Here is a 14,721-nt window from a genome sequence, read left to right on the forward strand (position 1 = left end):
CAGGCCCGCTACTCCGGCCTCTTGTCGATCACGGTAAGGTGCATGTCGATTCGTTCGATGAAGCCCAGCTCTCGATAGAGGGATATGGCACCCTGATTCGATTTCAGGACATGCAGGAACGGGGTCTCGCCGCGCGCCAGAATTTCCGAAGTCAACGATCTCATGAGCCCCCTTGCAAACCCTTGTCCTCGAAAGGCCGGGGCTACGCAAACTGCGCTGATCTCGGTGTATCCACCGATTCTCATACGCTCGCCTGCCATGGCGGCCAACCTTCCGTGCCGACGCACCCCACGATAGTTCCCCAGTTCGACCGTCCGTAGACCGAATGGGCCAGGTTGGGTCTCCGTGGCCAGGTCAGCCATGTCCGCAACGTCACCATCGGTCAGTTCGACGTACTCTCCCCTGTCGATGGAAATCGGCTCACCTTGCCAGACCATTTGGACGAGCATCGCATGCCTTGCCACGACAAGTTCCGGCAACGCAGGAATTTCATCGGTGGTGCTGAAAGCAACCGGGCCATGATTCGTTATCAAGGAATTCAACGTATCGAGAGAAGCCTGGCTGGCATCCACCATGGCGGCGAACGGCGCGATCGTTGGCAGGTAGCGACGAACGCGGTCATCGCCGATGGCAAAGCGGCTTTGCTCACCCGTCAGAGCGTTCCAAACAACCTTATCCAAAGGGTGTGTTCCATCTTGGCGGCTCCCGGTACCTATCTTCTCCATCGCCTACCTCTCTCTATCCGAGCCGGATGATTTCCGAGGCTGTTGACCGAATTCCGGATCAGGACAGCCGAGCCAGATGCTTACGGGCCTGTTCAAGAATGGATGCGGAAAGGCTTGGATCGGTTACTACGCGAGCCATCGTCACCGCCCCGATCATCGTCGACAGCATCGTCAGGGCCTCTTTCCTGGCAGCCGCAGCAGGCATTTCCAGTCGACCAGCAATCAACTCCGCCATCTTGACGAACCCCGTCGTCATCGCGTCGCGTACGGACTCGCTGCTTCTCGCGACCTCGCCTGCCAGCGCGACAAACGGGCAGCCGTTGGCCACGTCGTCGCGATATTCGAGGGAGAGATAATCCGCGATCCCCTTCTGAAGCCCACGCTTGCCAGGCGTGGCTGCCAGGGTGTTCGCCATGGCCTCGACCATCGACTCCAAGGCAAACGTCAAGGACTCTTCGACCACGTGCTCCTTTGACTCGAAGTGCTTATAGAAGCCCCCTTGCGTCAGCCCGGCCGCAGCCATGACGTCGGCCACCCCCGCCCCGCTTATGCCACGGCTACGGAATTCGAGCGACGCCGCTTCCACAATGCGTCGTCGGGTCTCTGCGGATTCCTGCCTGGACTTTCTCATGTGACACGACCCATCGGTTGTCGAACAAGCAAGCGGCGCTTTAGATAGATTGTACCCAACATCTAAATATCATTCCAGCCCTTAACCCAAGCGCTGCCCGGTTGGGCACGTGGTGCTTGACTTTAGAGTTCGAACGACATCCAATTTGATGTCAATGAACATCCAAACATGCAACGGCTGGCCGGGTGTTTCAGTCCATGATCACTAGAAAGGTATCCACGATGTCCAAGACTGTCCTTATCACTGGCGCCAGCAGCGGCTTCGGTCGCGACACGGCGGAAACACTGGCTAAAGCGGGACACCGGGTCTACGCTGCCATGCGCGAGCCGGCCGGGCGCAACCGGCAACCTGCCGAGGCATTACGCGCCTTGGGTGTCGAAGTCGTTGAGCTCGATGTGACAGACGACGTCAGTGTCGAGCGCGGGGTGGCGTCCGTGTTGGCACAGGCCAAACACCTGGATGTCATCGTGAACAACGCCGGCATCGGTTCGGCGGGTGTTTCCGAATCATTCACCGCCGATCAGGCCAGAGCGCTCTTTGAGGTAAACGTCTTTGGGGTTCAGCGGATGCTGAGAGCCGTGCTTCCCTCTTTCCGCCGGCAAGGCCAAGGGCTCGCAATCAACATCGGATCGATCCTCGGTCGCGTGACCTTCCCGTTCTTCGGCCTTTACGGTGCGTCGAAGTTCGCGCTCGAGGCGTTGACGGACAGCTACCGGTACTAATTGTCGGCGCTGGGGGTCGATATCGTGCTTGTACAACCCAGCAACTATCCGACAGGTATTTTTGCGAGTGCCCAGCGACCTGCTGACGAAGGCCGCTCAGCCGAGTATGGCGAGGTCGGCAAAGTCCCCGAAATGATGGTCCAGACGTTGATGGACCTTTTCCAGAGCGAGAATGCTCCCAATCCGCACGATGTCGCCGATGCCATTGCCACGATCATCGACCTGCCGGCCGGCTCGCGGCCGGCACGAGTGGTCGTAGGCCAGCCGTTCGGTACCGACGTCATGAATGCACAGGCCGAGTCGGTTCAGGCGCAATTGCTGGAAGGCCTCGGTCTGAATCAACTCAATGGACCGCGCAAGGCTTCTTCGGCGGAGCACGGTGGCTCCCGGCAAAAAGGAATCCGGTAGCCCATGCCCTTGAGTCCTTCCGGGCAGAAGGTCCTGACCGCTGCACGGCATGTTTGAGCGCATGGAGGAAAGCAAGACAGAGATCGGGTAGGTGAGCGAGGAGGTGTCCGGCAAAATGATGCGATTCCACACTGCCTGCGCGCGGCTCTGTCCACAGGCCTGGCTGTTGTACTTGCTGGGGGCCGGTTCTGCACGGTGGCCGGGGCGGCCGGCTGTGCCACCGTCGAGGCCGGTCCGGCGGCCTGCGGGTCGAAGACTCCCTGAGTCTTTCGGGGTTGGCTAAGTGCCGAAGCAAAATCAATGGAGTTCCGCTCTGCACCCCAATAGTGCGGTACGTAAAGTGAGTACCATCTGCTTCAACAAATTGCGTCTTAGCGGCTCCAGTTTTGGTCCGCTGCCGCAATCGCAGATGCGGAAATCAACGTAGAAGTCGGCAACATAAAAGTTACGATAATCTTTTTATAGATATATTCTCAGAAAATTCAATCATTAATCTTGGCATTTACTATCTAACATGGGTTATAAAATCACCGACATGCGTCTCACTAGCGAGACAACTTCAACGCTGCCTGCACTCCATTCTCGATAATTTCGTCGGCAAGTTGTGAATCTGACACAGCGCGAGCAATTTGAATAGTACCGACCATTAGAGCAAAAACAGCTGCTGATTGCTGTCGACTTTTGGCGGGCTCAGGCTCAGGGAGAAACATTGCCAAGCCTTCAATGTATAAGCGGTATGCTTCCTCGTACATTTTTTTTGTCGATTCGGGTTGACGACCAATCTCGGGCAGCAGGGCCGCGGAAGGACACCCCTCGTCACAACCCAACAGATGCGATTTATTGAGATAACTGCGAATAGCATCCTCAATATTGGCTGGGCCTGCTCTGTCATTCGTTAGTGCAGCATGCTGATCATTCAATGCGCTTGAAAGGGCCTCTTTGACCAAAGTCTCTTTAGAGTCAAAATGTGGGTAGAAGGCACCGTTTGTCAGCCCTGATTCAGCCATAATTCCGGCAAGACCTGACGCCGCTATCCCATCTCGACGAAATCGTTTTGAAGCGACCTTAATGATGCGCCTACGCGTACTTTCCTTATGACCTTTTTCAAAACGCATAAATTTTCACCAATCAATTCAACAACCAAAACCTAGCGTGTATTGCTCCTTGCGCCCCTGCACGAGGTCATGCCGCGGCCTCTTCAAGAACAGCACGAAGATCCTTGTCCAACTGTGTGGCAACTGCGTCAATCTCTTGGCTTTCAAATTGTCCGAACATGGAAATGGGCCGGTCGTACTCAAAAGCCACCTCGCCGTGCAAATCCTCACGAAGAAGAACACGAATGGGTGCATAAAGACCCGCCGATATATCGTGTTTCGTCATTTTTGATGCAGTAAGAGGATTTCCAATATCGTATTGAATTGAATTACGTCGCGGACCCGCAATTCCCAATAATGCGCCATGATCTCGAAATCCAAATATCGAAAGAGCGGGCAACGCCTCAAGCTCTTTCAATGCGCGCGCAGTTTCGCCATAACGCAATAGAGTAAAAATACCGTCGTCAATACGACTAACCAGCCCTTCCAGCTTGGTCCGAACCATAGAAAACGGGTTATTCGAACAAATAGTGACATGCTCGACAGCAATCGTTTTTACTTCATAAATTTTCTTTGACATATCAACCCTCAGGTGACGCAGCCTTCAAGGCTGCGGAATGGTGAGCTGCGATTAGATAGGTGCGGGCAACGTACCCAGCACCGCTTCTACGCGACGAGCGATGTACAGAAGCGCCCTGTCTCGACCGAAAGGACCCTCGAGTTCAAGACCGATCGGCAGTCCTTTATTGGATAGGCCCATTGGAAGACTAATGCCTGGAAGCCCAGCCGCGCTTGCGGGAATAGTGTTGTTCGCAATTACCAGCTGGTTCATCTCTTGACCACCCAGCAGTATCTTGTCCTCCTGCCCGATCATTGGCGCGGGAACCGGCGTCGTAGGCAGAATCAGCGCCTCAGCACCGGTGCCCCGGAATGCTTGGGCATAGCGACGCTCTATTTCTCGGCGTTCGTCCGACAGCGCAGTGTTATAGACCTCGTCGGAGATGTACCCTGGTCCGTTCGAGAGGACCAAATGAGCCCAGGCATTCTTCAAGCCCGGCTTCAGGCCATCAAAGATGTCGTCGAAGGTGGTGGGTACATTGTTTTGACGGATGAATTTTTCGACCGCAGCTCTGGTCTCACGGAAGAAAATATTCCATGTCGCAGACAAAGCACGGCTAGAGAAATCTTGGCCAAGATCGACCTCCACCACATTCGCGCCAGCATCGCGCAACTGACGGAGGGTTTCGTTGAACCGCGCTGCGACTTCAGAAGCAACCATTTCCAGATATTGATGCGGCGCATAGGCCAGCGTTACACCCTTCAGATCAGAATGCCCGTTGGCGTCAGGGGTCTCATCCCGGGTTACGACTCGATCGATCAGAATGCAGTCGTCCACACTTCGGGCAAACACACCGGTGGTATCGAGCGTATGAGAAATTGGTGCAACGCCACTACGAGGCCAACGGCCAGTGGTGGGTTTGAAGCCGACCACACCGCAGAACGATGCCGGCACACGAATCGAGCCAATGGTATCGCCGCCCAGGGCAGCCGGCACGATACGTGCCGCTACGGATACACCACCACCTCCGGATGATCCGCCTGAGACGTAATCTACGTTATGAGGGTTTTTCGCTTGACCGTAGGTTTCGTTGTGACCGGTCAGCCCAAAGGACATTTCCACCAGATTGTTTTTTCCGAAAACGATGCCGCCACCGTCTTTGATTGCCTGCACCGCATCGGAGTCATGTTCTGGTACGAAACGATCCAGAGTCGACAAACCAATGGTTGAGCGGATCCCCTCCGTGAGATAACTATCTTTGATCGCGACGGGCACACCAAGAAGCGGCGCGGTTGCCCCTGAGGCGATTGCCTTGTCAGCCTTCCTCGCAGCCTCCAGTAACGCATTTTCGTCAATCGTGATGAACGCGTTCAGGTCGACGTGCTCTCGCGCCCGCTGCAGCAGCGCGCTCGCATACGACTCAGACGAGATTTCACCCTTTCGGATGGCCTGGGCTGCTGCAGCGACACCAAGCGATGCAAGCGCGTCGGTCTTGGGTGTACTGGTCGCTTTAGTTCTTTCCTGCATGGCATAACCTCACTTATTTGGAAACTCATGGCTGATTTAGCACCCCGCCCAATGAGCATCATTGACGTATGATCGTACTTCTACATTACGATCATAATTTATAGGTCAGGCAGATGCAAGCGCTGGGCATCTGCAGGGACATAGAGACGCGAGACCGGCACTTGGAAGACGGCGAGAAGGCGTTGAACTGAGCGTGCCATTTCGCGCCAGCAGGACACGAAGACTAGGGTTCCCGAAGCACCTCCATCCCTCGTTCGAGGGCCCAGCCGCGGATACATGGCTGATTCCCGACTCCTCGATATGACTATCGCCGCCGTACCTGTTGATGGGACGCTGCACACGAGTGCTTTTTGGCGCAGGCGATTTAGTCAGCGGACAATCGGCACTGATTCATTCGGGAGCGGGTGCACCAGGATGGGCCACGGTCCAGTTGGCCCATCGTGCCGGAGCTATCGTGTATGCCACCACGTCAGATGACGCACGCCTCTCGCGCCCGAAGCCCTATGGCATGACGGCCGGAATAAATTCAGTCACAAATGATTTTGTGAAAGAGATTGCGGCACTGACGGATGGCCGAGGCGTAGACCTTATTCTCGACAGCATCGCCAGGCGCTGGCATATAGAAGGCGGATTATTACGGTTGGAGTTTCTGGCCGAAACCAGGACACGCTCGACCCGGTAAGCATTTGGCGAGGAATCAGAGCCTGCATGGCATCTTCTTTCCTACGCTGTTGGACTCTGAGCACGCTCGTACGTGCAGAGTTTATTGGAGCGTGTTGCGAGGGGGGGAGCTGAAAGTTTTGATTGATAAGAAATTTCGATTGCACGAAGCCTAAGCCTCACATGCCTACGTGATGTTCAGACAGGCCGTTGGCCGAGTAGTTATGTACCCGTGAACGTACGCGCAATGGAAAGCGCGAACACTATCGAGCAATACGTTCGAACCCGGTCGCGTCACCGTACCTTTAGCAGGCGCTCGCCATAGCGAAGTTCGATCGAGGGATGTACGACGTGGTGAAGATCTTCTCCCCCGACGCCGTGACCCAACGATGGCTGACTCGCGACGGTCACGACGTGCAATTCGGAGGGTCGTAAGAGGCTAGTATCCGACGCACTCGACTTCGAGAACGGCGGTGCTTATCTTGAGATTGCGCAGTGCTGTGTCGATAAGCATCGACATCTTTTTTTCTGTTTCGGGACGGCTTTTACCGTCAGCGGCCAAGAGACCTGCTGATGCCAGGAAAGCCGCGTAACACGGTTTCCGAGGAGACCTTTACCCTCGAAGACGGGTTTGATCTGAATAGCGAACGGGACGGTCTTAATCAGGCCTCCAGTCTTAACGCCAGTTCCACCGCCTGTTCCACTGGCCGACGATAGCCACCACGACGTATGTCATTTTAAATCAATAGTCCCCGAAGGACCTGATTTCACTCCCACTCGATCGTCGCGGGCGGCTTTCCCGAAATGTCATAAACAACACGAGAAATACCACGCAACTCGTTAATAATACGAGTCGAACACTTGTCGAGGAAGTCGTAAGGCAAGTGCGCCCAGTGCGCCGTCATGAAGTCGATGGTCTCGACGGCACGCAACGCGATCACCCATTCGTAGGCGCGTCCGTCGCCGACCACGCCCACCGAGCGCACCGGCAGGAACACGGCGAAGGCCTGGCTCACGCGGTCGTACAGCCCGTGGGCACGAAGTTCTTCGATGAAGATCGCATCGGCGCGCTGGAGCAGGTCGACGTATTCCGCCTTGACCTCGCCCAGCACGCGCACGCCCAGGCCGGGACCCGGGAACGGGTGCCGGTAGACCATCTCGCGCGGCAGGCCGAGTTCGACGCCGATGCGGCGGACCTCGTCCTTGAACAGCTCGCGCAAGGGTTCGACGAGCTTGAGCTTCATGTGCTCCGGCAGGCCGCCGACGTTGTGGTGGCTCTTGATGACGTGGGCCTTGCCCGTCTTGCTGCCGGCGGACTCGATGACGTCCGGGTAGATCGTGCCCTGGGCAAGCCACTTCACGCCTTCGAGCTTGGCCGACTCCTCGTCGAACACCTCGACGAACAGGCGGCCGATGACCTTGCGCTTGGCTTCCGGGTCTTCCACGCCGGCCAGGGCGTCGAAGAAGCGCTGCTTCGCGTCCACACGGATGACGTTGACGCCCATGTGCTCGGCCATGGTGGCCATCACCTGGTCGCCTTCCTGGTAGCGCAGGAGGCCGGTGTCGACGAAGACGCAGGTGAGCTGGTCGCCGATGGCCTTTTCCAGCAGCGCGGCGACCACGGAGGAATCCACGCCGCCGCTCAAGCCCAGCAGCACACGGTCGCTGCCGACCTGATCACGGACGCGCTCGACGGCGTCCTCGATGATGTGGGCGGCATCCCACAGTGTGGCCGAGCCGCAGAGGTCGACGACGAAGCGGCGGAGCAGTTCCATGCCCTTCTTCGTGTGGGTGACCTCGGGATGGAACTGCAGGCCGTAGAAGCGGCGCTCATCGTCGGCCATGGCGGCCAGCGGCAGGCTGGGCGTGGAGGCCGTCGGACGGAAGCCGTCGGGCAGCGCGGTGACGCGATCGCCGTGCGACATCCACACGCCGAGCGATTCGCCGTCGGCCATCACGCTGTCGAATAGGCCGCAACTGGCGAAGGTGACCGTCGCCGGGCCGAATTCGCGATGGTGACCAGCCTCGACTTTGCCGCCGAGCTGCTCGGACATGGTCTGCATGCCGTAGCAGATGCCCAGTACCGGCACGCCCAACTCGAACACGACCTGCGGGGCGCGCGGCGAATCCACCTCGGTGACCGACTCGGGACCGCCGGACAGGATGACGCCGCGCGGCGCGAAGGCCGGGATGTCCTCGGGCGCGTGATCCCAGGCCCAGACTTCGCAGTAGACGCCGATCTCGCGGATGCGGCGGGCGATCAGCTGCGTGTACTGCGAGCCGAAGTCGAGGATGAGGATCTTGTCGCTGTGGAGGTCGGTCATCGTGGCGGCCTGCATGGAAAATACGGTGTGCGAAAAGCAGAACGCCCACGTGGCGCGGGCGTCCTGTGTTACCTGGATCGGGTGCCGGAGGGCATCAGTCCAGTACGCGGTAGTTCGGGGCTTCCTTGGTGATCTGGACGTCGTGCGGATGCGCCTCGCGCACGCCCGCGCCCGTCACCTTCACGAACTGGGCCTTCTCGTGGATCTCTTCGATGTTAGCCGTGCCCATGTAGCCCATGGAGGCGCGCAGGCCACCCATCAGCTGGTGGATGATGTTGCGGATGGAGCCGCGGTACGGCACGCGACCCTCGATGCCCTCGGGCACGAGCTTGTCGGCGTCGGCTTCGTCCTGGAAGTAGCGGTCCTTCGAGCCCAACTGCATGGCGCCGATGGAGCCCATGCCGCGGTAGCTCTTGTAGGAGCGTCCCTGGAACAGCTCGACCTCGCCCGGCGATTCCTCGGTGCCGGCGAACATGGAGCCCAGCATCACCGAGGACGCACCCGCGGCGAGGGCCTTGGGAATGTCGCCGGAGTAGCGGATGCCGCCGTCGGCGATGAGCGGGATCTCGCCCTTCAGCGCGGTGGCGACCATGTCGATGGAGGTGATCTGCGGCACGCCGATGCCGGTGACGATGCGGGTGGTGCAGATGGAACCCGGGCCCACGCCGACCTTGACGGCGTCGACGCCGGCGTCGAGCAGTGCGCGCGCGGCGTCGCCGGTGACGATGTTGCCGGCGATGACCTGCACCTGCGGGTAGCGCTTCTTCACCCAGCCGGCGCGATCGATCACGCCCTGCGAATGGCCATGGGCCGTATCGACCACGATGACGTCGACGCCCGCCTCGACCAGCGCTTCGACGCGCTGCTCGGTGTCGCCGCCCACGCCCACCGCGGCGCCGACCACGAGACGCTCGTGCGAATCCTTGGCGGCGTTGGGGTTGTCGCGCGCCTTCTGGATGTCCTTCACCGTGATGAGGCCACGGAGCTGGAAGCCGTCGTTGACGACCAGGACCTTCTCGATGCGGTTCTTGTGCAGCAGTTGCAGCACTTCGTCGTGCGAGGCGCCCTCTTTCACCGTGATCAACCGCTCTTCGCGGGTCATGATGTTGCGGACGGGGTCGTCGAGCTTGCGCTCGAAGCGCATGTCGCGGCCGGTGACGATGCCGACGAGGCGTTCGCCGTCGACGACCGGCACGCCGGAGATGTTGTGCGCGCGGGTCAGCTGGAGCACTTCACCGATGGACGTATCGGGACGCACGGTGATGGGGCTGCGGATGACGCCGGCTTCGAACTTCTTCACCAGGCGCACCTCGGCGGCCTGCTGATCGGCCGTGAGGTTCTTGTGGATGATGCCTATGCCGCCGTTCTGGGCCATCGTGATGGCGAGGCGCGCTTCGGTCACGGTGTCCATGGCGGCGGACACGATGGGAATGTTCAGACGAAGACCGCGGGTGAACCGCGTCGAGGTATCCACATCGCGCGGCAGAACCGTGGAGTGGCCGGGAACCAGAAACACGTCGTCGTAAGTGAGTGCCTCGGCAAGGATGCGCATAGCATTAGTCCCGCGAGTAAATCACGCCATTATACCCCGCGTTGCAGCATTGCGACAGTGGGGGTGGCACTGAATGTTGGGGTCGGGCCCGTGGTGGAGGACCCGATGTTGTGGAAGCCTTCCGGCCGGCAGGTGGAAGTCCTTTTCCGCAGGATTCGCGGACACGGTCCGCCAACACCCTTCCGGCAGCTCGCTTGCCACGAACCGAAACAGCCCGTCCTACCGAAGGGTGGGAGCCGATCGCATCGGCGAACGCCCTGCCCGGTCCCTCAGGGATCGAGGGCCTCGGCCGCTTCCAGGGTGTTTTCCATCAGCGTCGCGACGGTCATCGGGCCGACGCCGCCGGGGACAGGAGTGATCCACGAGGCGCGTTCGGCAGCGAGGGCGAACTCCACGTCGCCCACGAGGCGGCCGTCCTCGAGGCGGTTGATGCCGACGTCGATCACTACCGCGCCAGGCTTGACCCAATCGCCCTTGACCAAGCCCGGCTTGCCGGCAGCCACCACGAGGATGTCGGCCTGGGACACGAAGCTTTCAAGATTTTGCGTGAACTTGTGGCAGCAAGTCACTGTTGCACCGGCAATAAGCATCTCGAGCGCCAAGGGTCGACCCACGTGGTTCGACACCCCGACGATCACCGCGTGACGACCGCGCACCGGATGATCCGTATGGCCGAGCAAGGTCATCACGCCCTTGGGCGTGCAAGGCCGCAGGCCGAAGCGGCGCAGCGCGAGGCGGCCCACATTCACCGCCTGGAAGCCGTCCACGTCCTTGCGTGCATCGATGCGGTCGACCAGGGCGTCCTCGTCGATGTGATGCGGCAGTGGCGACTGCACGAGGATGCCGTGCACGGCCGGATCGGCGTTGAGCCTGTCGATAAGGGCGAACAGTTCGTCCTGCGACGTGCTGGCCGGGAGGTCGTAGCCGAACGACTCGAAGCCGACCTGCTGGCAGGCACGGCGCTTGTTTTTGACGTAGACCGCGGAAGCCGGGTCTTCGCCGACAAGCACCACTGCCAGGCCCGGAGGCTTGCGGCCTTGCGCCACGCGCTTGGCGACGCGGCGGCCGATGTGGTCGAGCAGTTCCTGGGCGATGCGCTTGCCGTCGAGGATGCGTGCGGTCATGGAAGGTCGCCCTGGGAAAAGCGGTGGATTATCGGTGATTTGGCTTACCTTGTGGACAACCGCTTCGCTGGAATCGCGAACAGGGTTCGCTCCCACCCTTCGGTAGGCCACCCTTACGCGTCCGTACGGCTACTTAAGGGAGGCATCGGACCCTGCCCGCGATGACGGCTTGCGATAATCTGATCATCGCCGACGATGTCGGTCCCCAGCCATGCCGACACGCCGATACGAATGACCATCGATACAGTGCCTTACCCGCAAGACCTCACCGATGGCGTCATCCGCTTGCGAGCCTACCGCGACGGCGACGCCGATGCGCTGGCCGAGGCCGTACGTGAGTCGGCGGCGAGCGCGGGCCGATGGCTGGCCTGGGCGCGGCCGGACTACGACACGGCCACGGCGCAGGACTGGATACGCCAGTGCAAGCAGGCGTGGCTGCTTGGCGACGGTTTCGAGATGCTCATCGTGGACGCCCAGACCGACCGATTCCTCGGCGGCATGGGCGTCAATCAACGCCATCGCGAGCACCGCTTCGCCAATCTCGGCTACTGGCTGCGCAGCTCGGCGCAGGGCAAGGGCTACGTGACCCGGGCCGGTGCACTCGCCTTGCGCTTCGCCTTCGAGACGGTAGGCATCTCGCGCATCGAGATCGTCGCCGCGCACGACAACCTGCCCAGTCGCAGGGCGGCCGAGCGCATTGGAGGTACTTTCGAAGGGATACTCCGTAACCGATTGGTTATTCAAGGAGAACCCGTCGATTCGGCGATGTATTCCGTCGTGCCGGAAGACCTTCAGCCGGCCGCGGCGCACATGCGCTCGAGATCCACGTAACCCTCGAAGCGGGCGTTCGCGCCACAGCCTGGGCACTGCGGGTCGCGACGGAGGGCGAGTTCGCGAAAGCGCATCGCCAGGGCATCGTAGGTGAGCAGCCGTCCCACCAGCGGCTCGCCGATGCCCAGTATCAGCTTGATCGCCTCGGTGGCCTGCACGAGTCCCAGGGTACCTGGCAGAACACCCAGGACGCCGGCTTCGGCGCAATTGGGGGCATCGGCCGCCGACGGTGGCTCGGGAAACAGACAGCGGTAGCACGGTGAGTCGTCGCGGCGCGGATCGAACACGCTCACCTGCCCGGTGAAACGCTCGATGGCAGCGTAGATCAGCGGCATGCCCAGCCGCCGTGTCGCGGCGGCCAGCAGATAGCGCGTGGCGAAATTGTCGGCTCCGTCCAGCACGACGTCGTGATCACGAATCAGCGCCTCGACGTTGTCGGCGCGCAGGCGCTCGACAGCCGTATCGACCGTGATGCGCGGGTTGAGCGCCGCGAGGGTCATGCGGGCGGATTCCGCCTTGCTCATGCCGACGCGCGCATCGGCATGGACGACCTGACGATGCAGGTTCGAGCGCTCGACCCGGTCGTCGTCGATGAGGGTGATTCGGCCCACACCCGCGGCGGCGAGGTAGAGCAAGGCCGGGGCACCCAGTCCGCCCGCGCCGATCACCGCTACCCGTGCGTCCGCGAGCCTGGCCTGCCCGGCCTCGCCGACCTGCGGCAGCAGCACCTGCCGCGAATAGCGCTCGGCGGCATCGGCATCCAATGCTCCCGCCATGACGGGCAGGCCGGCGGTTTTCCAGGCCCCCATGCCACCGGCGACCGAGGCCAGCCGGCGATAACCCATGCGCTGGAGTGCCTCGGCGGCAAGCAAGGAACGCTGCCCGCTCCCACAGAGCACGACGATGTCCCGATCACGGTCGGGCTCGGCCTGCTCGATGCGCAACTCGAGGAAACCGCGAGAGAGCCCGAGGGCGCCCAACGGCGTGCCCGAGGCGCGCTCGTTGTCTTCGCGAACGTCGATCAGCAAGGCGCCCGCGCGTTGCCGGGCATGGGCCGCGTCGGCGGGAATTTCGGCAATACGCGAACGCAGGTCGGACAGCCAGCGTTCGCGATCGAGACCTTCGTTCATGGCGACACCTCCACGAAGGTCGGCGCGTTACTTGCCGCGCCGCTTCGCGTTGCGAATCATGCGCTGACGGTGGCGCTGCTGGCTTTCCGTCAACACGTTGCGGCGACCGGCGAAGGGATTGTCGCCGTCGCGGAAGTCGATGCGGATGGGCGTGCCTTCGAGCCGGAAGCGCTTGCGGAAGAAGCCTTCCAGGTAACGACGATACGCCGGTGCGATGTGCTTGGTACGGCTACCGTGGATCACGATGGTGGGCGGATTGGAGCCACCCGGATGCGCGAAGCGCAGCTTCGGCGCATGGCCGCGCACCAGCGGCGGCTGATAGGCCTCGTAGGCGCGCTCCAGCGTACGGGTGAGTTCCGAGGAGCCCAGCTCCTTGGTGGCCGCGGCGTGGGCGCGAATCACCGCCTTCATCAGCTCGCGCAGGCCCGAGCCGTGCAGCGCGGAAATGAATACCGTCTTGGCCCAGTCGGCGAACTGCAGGCGGCGCTCGAGCGCCTTCTGGGTCTGCTCCCGCTGGTAGCTGTCCATGCCGTCCCACTTGTTGACGGCAATGACCAAGGCCCGCCCTTCTTCGATTACGTGGCCGATGAGCGTAAGGTCCTGGTCGGCTAGGTTCTCCCTCGCGTCGATCATGATGACCGTGACCTGCGCCGCAGCAATGGACTGCAAGGTCTTGATGACGCTGAACTTCTCCACCGCTTCCTCGACGCGGGCCTTGCGGCGGACGCCGGCGGTGTCGATCAGGGTGTAGCGTCGGCCGTCGCGCTCGAGCGACACGCGAATGGGATCGCGCGTGGTGCCGGCCATGTCGGAGACGATCAGGCGGTCTTCGCCGAGCAGGCGATTGATCAGCGTGGACTTGCCCGCGTTCGGACGACCGACGATGGCTACGCGGATGCCCTGCTCTTCTTCCGACGGCGCTTCGTCCTCGTCTTCAGGCAGGTGCGGCATCGCACGGGCCACGAGTACGTCGACGCCCCGGCTGTGGGCTGCCGAGGCCGCGATGGTTTCGGCCACGCCGAACGACGCGAACTCGGCCATGACGGTCGGCTCGTCGGTGCCGTCGGTCTTGTTGACGACGACGATGATCGGCTTGCCGCTGCGGCGCAGCTCGCCGAGGATCGCGGCGTCCAGCGGCAACACGCCGTCGCGGGCGTCCACCACGAAGACGAGCACGTTCGCCTCGGCGATGGCCAGGCGCACCTGCTGGGCGGTCAGGCCTTCGATGCCTTCGTCGCTGCCGGACAGACCGCCGGTGTCCACCACCACGAAGGGGCGGGCACCGAGATGGCAGACGCCGTAATGGCGATCGCGGGTGACACCGGGCATATCTGCGACAAGCGCGTCCCTGCTACGCGTCAGCACATTGAAGAGGGTCGACTTACCGACATTGGGGCGGCCGACCAGGGCGATGACGGGCAACATGGGGAAAGC

At 61.2% G+C, this 14,721-nt stretch carries 14 protein-coding genes; 4 read left to right on the plus strand and 10 right to left on the minus strand.

Translation table 11 applies throughout. The features are described from left to right. Positions 1–8: 8 nt before the first annotated feature. Both L2Y94_RS11910 and L2Y94_RS11915 read right to left on the minus strand, forming a co-directional pair. On the minus strand, positions 9–725 hold the full coding sequence (locus tag L2Y94_RS11910) for a GNAT family N-acetyltransferase (RefSeq protein ID WP_247366651.1): 717 nt from the start codon (positions 723–725) through the stop codon (positions 9–11). A 58-nt stretch (positions 726–783) separates the two neighbouring features. After that, a complete protein-coding gene (locus L2Y94_RS11915) occupies positions 784–1,356 on the minus strand; it encodes a TetR/AcrR family transcriptional regulator (protein ID WP_247366653.1) in 573 nt (190 codons plus the stop codon). A 221-nt stretch (positions 1,357–1,577) separates the two neighbouring features. Here L2Y94_RS11915 and L2Y94_RS11920 point away from each other — a divergent pair, with 221 nt between their 5' ends. Together L2Y94_RS11920 and L2Y94_RS11925 are read left to right on the plus strand one after the other, a co-directional pair. Next, complete coding sequence (locus L2Y94_RS11920) at positions 1,578–2,078, plus strand: SDR family NAD(P)-dependent oxidoreductase (protein ID WP_247366655.1); 501 nt, start codon at positions 1,578–1,580, stop codon at positions 2,076–2,078. Beyond that, a complete protein-coding gene (locus L2Y94_RS11925) occupies positions 2,079–2,486 on the plus strand; it encodes a Rossmann-fold NAD(P)-binding domain-containing protein (RefSeq protein WP_247366657.1) in 408 nt (135 codons plus the stop codon). It begins immediately after the preceding gene. A gap of 545 nt (positions 2,487–3,031) precedes the next feature. Here the strand turns inward: L2Y94_RS11925 and L2Y94_RS11930 are convergent. From L2Y94_RS11930 to L2Y94_RS11940, 3 genes are all read right to left on the minus strand, one after another. Continuing rightward, a complete protein-coding gene (locus L2Y94_RS11930) occupies positions 3,032–3,601 on the minus strand; it encodes a TetR/AcrR family transcriptional regulator (RefSeq protein WP_247366659.1) in 570 nt (189 codons plus the stop codon). Between the two features lie 67 nt (positions 3,602–3,668). Beyond that, positions 3,669–4,160, minus strand: coding sequence for a DUF302 domain-containing protein (locus L2Y94_RS11935; protein ID WP_247366661.1), 492 nt, complete (start codon positions 4,158–4,160; stop codon positions 3,669–3,671). A gap of 51 nt (positions 4,161–4,211) precedes the next feature. Continuing rightward, positions 4,212–5,666, minus strand: coding sequence for an amidase family protein (locus L2Y94_RS11940; RefSeq protein ID WP_247366664.1), 1,455 nt, complete (start codon positions 5,664–5,666; stop codon positions 4,212–4,214). 454 nt (positions 5,667–6,120) lie between these two features. Here L2Y94_RS11940 and L2Y94_RS21440 point away from each other — a divergent pair, with 454 nt between their 5' ends. Continuing rightward, entirely contained in the window at positions 6,121–6,348 is a 228-nt protein-coding gene (locus L2Y94_RS21440; RefSeq protein WP_247366677.1) for a hypothetical protein, read from the plus strand. A gap of 745 nt (positions 6,349–7,093) precedes the next feature. Here the strand turns inward: L2Y94_RS21440 and guaA are convergent. From guaA to folD, 3 genes are all read right to left on the minus strand, one after another. Then, complete coding sequence (guaA, locus tag L2Y94_RS11950; protein ID WP_247375225.1) at positions 7,094–8,650, minus strand: glutamine-hydrolyzing GMP synthase; 1,557 nt, start codon at positions 8,648–8,650, stop codon at positions 7,094–7,096. Positions 8,651–8,744: 94 nt separating this feature from the next. Next, the gene (gene guaB, locus L2Y94_RS11955; protein WP_247366678.1) at positions 8,745–10,202 is read right to left on the minus strand and encodes an IMP dehydrogenase; all 1,458 of its coding nucleotides are present in this window, start codon (positions 10,200–10,202) and stop codon (positions 8,745–8,747) included. A 269-nt stretch (positions 10,203–10,471) separates the two neighbouring features. Beyond that, on the minus strand, positions 10,472–11,326 hold the full coding sequence (gene folD, locus L2Y94_RS11960) for a bifunctional methylenetetrahydrofolate dehydrogenase/methenyltetrahydrofolate cyclohydrolase FolD (protein ID WP_247366681.1): 855 nt from the start codon (positions 11,324–11,326) through the stop codon (positions 10,472–10,474). A 231-nt stretch (positions 11,327–11,557) separates the two neighbouring features. Here folD and L2Y94_RS11965 point away from each other — a divergent pair, with 231 nt between their 5' ends. Then, on the plus strand, positions 11,558–12,157 hold the full coding sequence (locus tag L2Y94_RS11965) for a GNAT family N-acetyltransferase (protein WP_247366683.1): 600 nt from the start codon (positions 11,558–11,560) through the stop codon (positions 12,155–12,157). On the opposite strand, the gene moeB is transcribed toward L2Y94_RS11965, so the two are convergent. Both moeB and der read right to left on the minus strand, forming a co-directional pair. Then, a complete protein-coding gene (gene moeB / locus L2Y94_RS11970; protein WP_247366685.1) occupies positions 12,118–13,287 on the minus strand; it encodes a molybdopterin-synthase adenylyltransferase MoeB in 1,170 nt (389 codons plus the stop codon). The genes L2Y94_RS11965 and moeB overlap by 40 nt on opposite strands. Positions 13,288–13,314: 27 nt before the next feature. Then, positions 13,315–14,712: a ribosome biogenesis GTPase Der gene (der, locus tag L2Y94_RS11975; protein WP_247366687.1), complete on the minus strand. Its 1,398-nt coding sequence runs from the start codon at positions 14,710–14,712 to the stop codon at positions 13,315–13,317. Positions 14,713–14,721 lie beyond the last annotated feature (9 nt).

Source organism: Luteibacter aegosomatis (assembly GCF_023078455.1).
In the GTDB taxonomy this organism is placed as follows: Bacteria; Pseudomonadota; Gammaproteobacteria; order Xanthomonadales; family Rhodanobacteraceae; genus Luteibacter; species Luteibacter aegosomatis.

Bases quoted from the DNA above. Each gene is read 5' to 3' on its own strand.
- L2Y94_RS11935 (WP_247366661.1), bottom strand. From the start codon at position 4,160: ATGTCAAAGAAAATTTATGAAGTAAAAACGATTGCTGTCGAGCATGTC.
- der (WP_247366687.1), bottom strand. From the start codon at position 14,712: ATGTTGCCCGTCATCGCCCTGGTCGGCCGCCCCAATGTCGGTAAGTCG.
- L2Y94_RS11930 (WP_247366659.1), bottom strand. From the start codon at position 3,601: ATGCGTTTTGAAAAAGGTCATAAGGAAAGTACGCGTAGGCGCATCATT.
- guaA (WP_247375225.1), bottom strand. From the start codon at position 8,650: ATGACCGACCTCCACAGCGACAAGATCCTCATCCTCGACTTCGGCTCG.
- L2Y94_RS11965 (WP_247366683.1), top strand. From the start codon at position 11,558: ATGACCATCGATACAGTGCCTTACCCGCAAGACCTCACCGATGGCGTC.
- guaB (WP_247366678.1), bottom strand. From the start codon at position 10,202: ATGCGCATCCTTGCCGAGGCACTCACTTACGACGACGTGTTTCTGGTT.
- L2Y94_RS11910 (WP_247366651.1), bottom strand. From the start codon at position 725: ATGGAGAAGATAGGTACCGGGAGCCGCCAAGATGGAACACACCCTTTG.
- moeB (WP_247366685.1), bottom strand. From the start codon at position 13,287: ATGAACGAAGGTCTCGATCGCGAACGCTGGCTGTCCGACCTGCGTTCG.
- L2Y94_RS11915 (WP_247366653.1), bottom strand. From the start codon at position 1,356: ATGAGAAAGTCCAGGCAGGAATCCGCAGAGACCCGACGACGCATTGTG.
- L2Y94_RS11920 (WP_247366655.1), top strand. From the start codon at position 1,578: ATGTCCAAGACTGTCCTTATCACTGGCGCCAGCAGCGGCTTCGGTCGC.
- L2Y94_RS11940 (WP_247366664.1), bottom strand. From the start codon at position 5,666: ATGCAGGAAAGAACTAAAGCGACCAGTACACCCAAGACCGACGCGCTT.
- folD (WP_247366681.1), bottom strand. From the start codon at position 11,326: ATGACCGCACGCATCCTCGACGGCAAGCGCATCGCCCAGGAACTGCTC.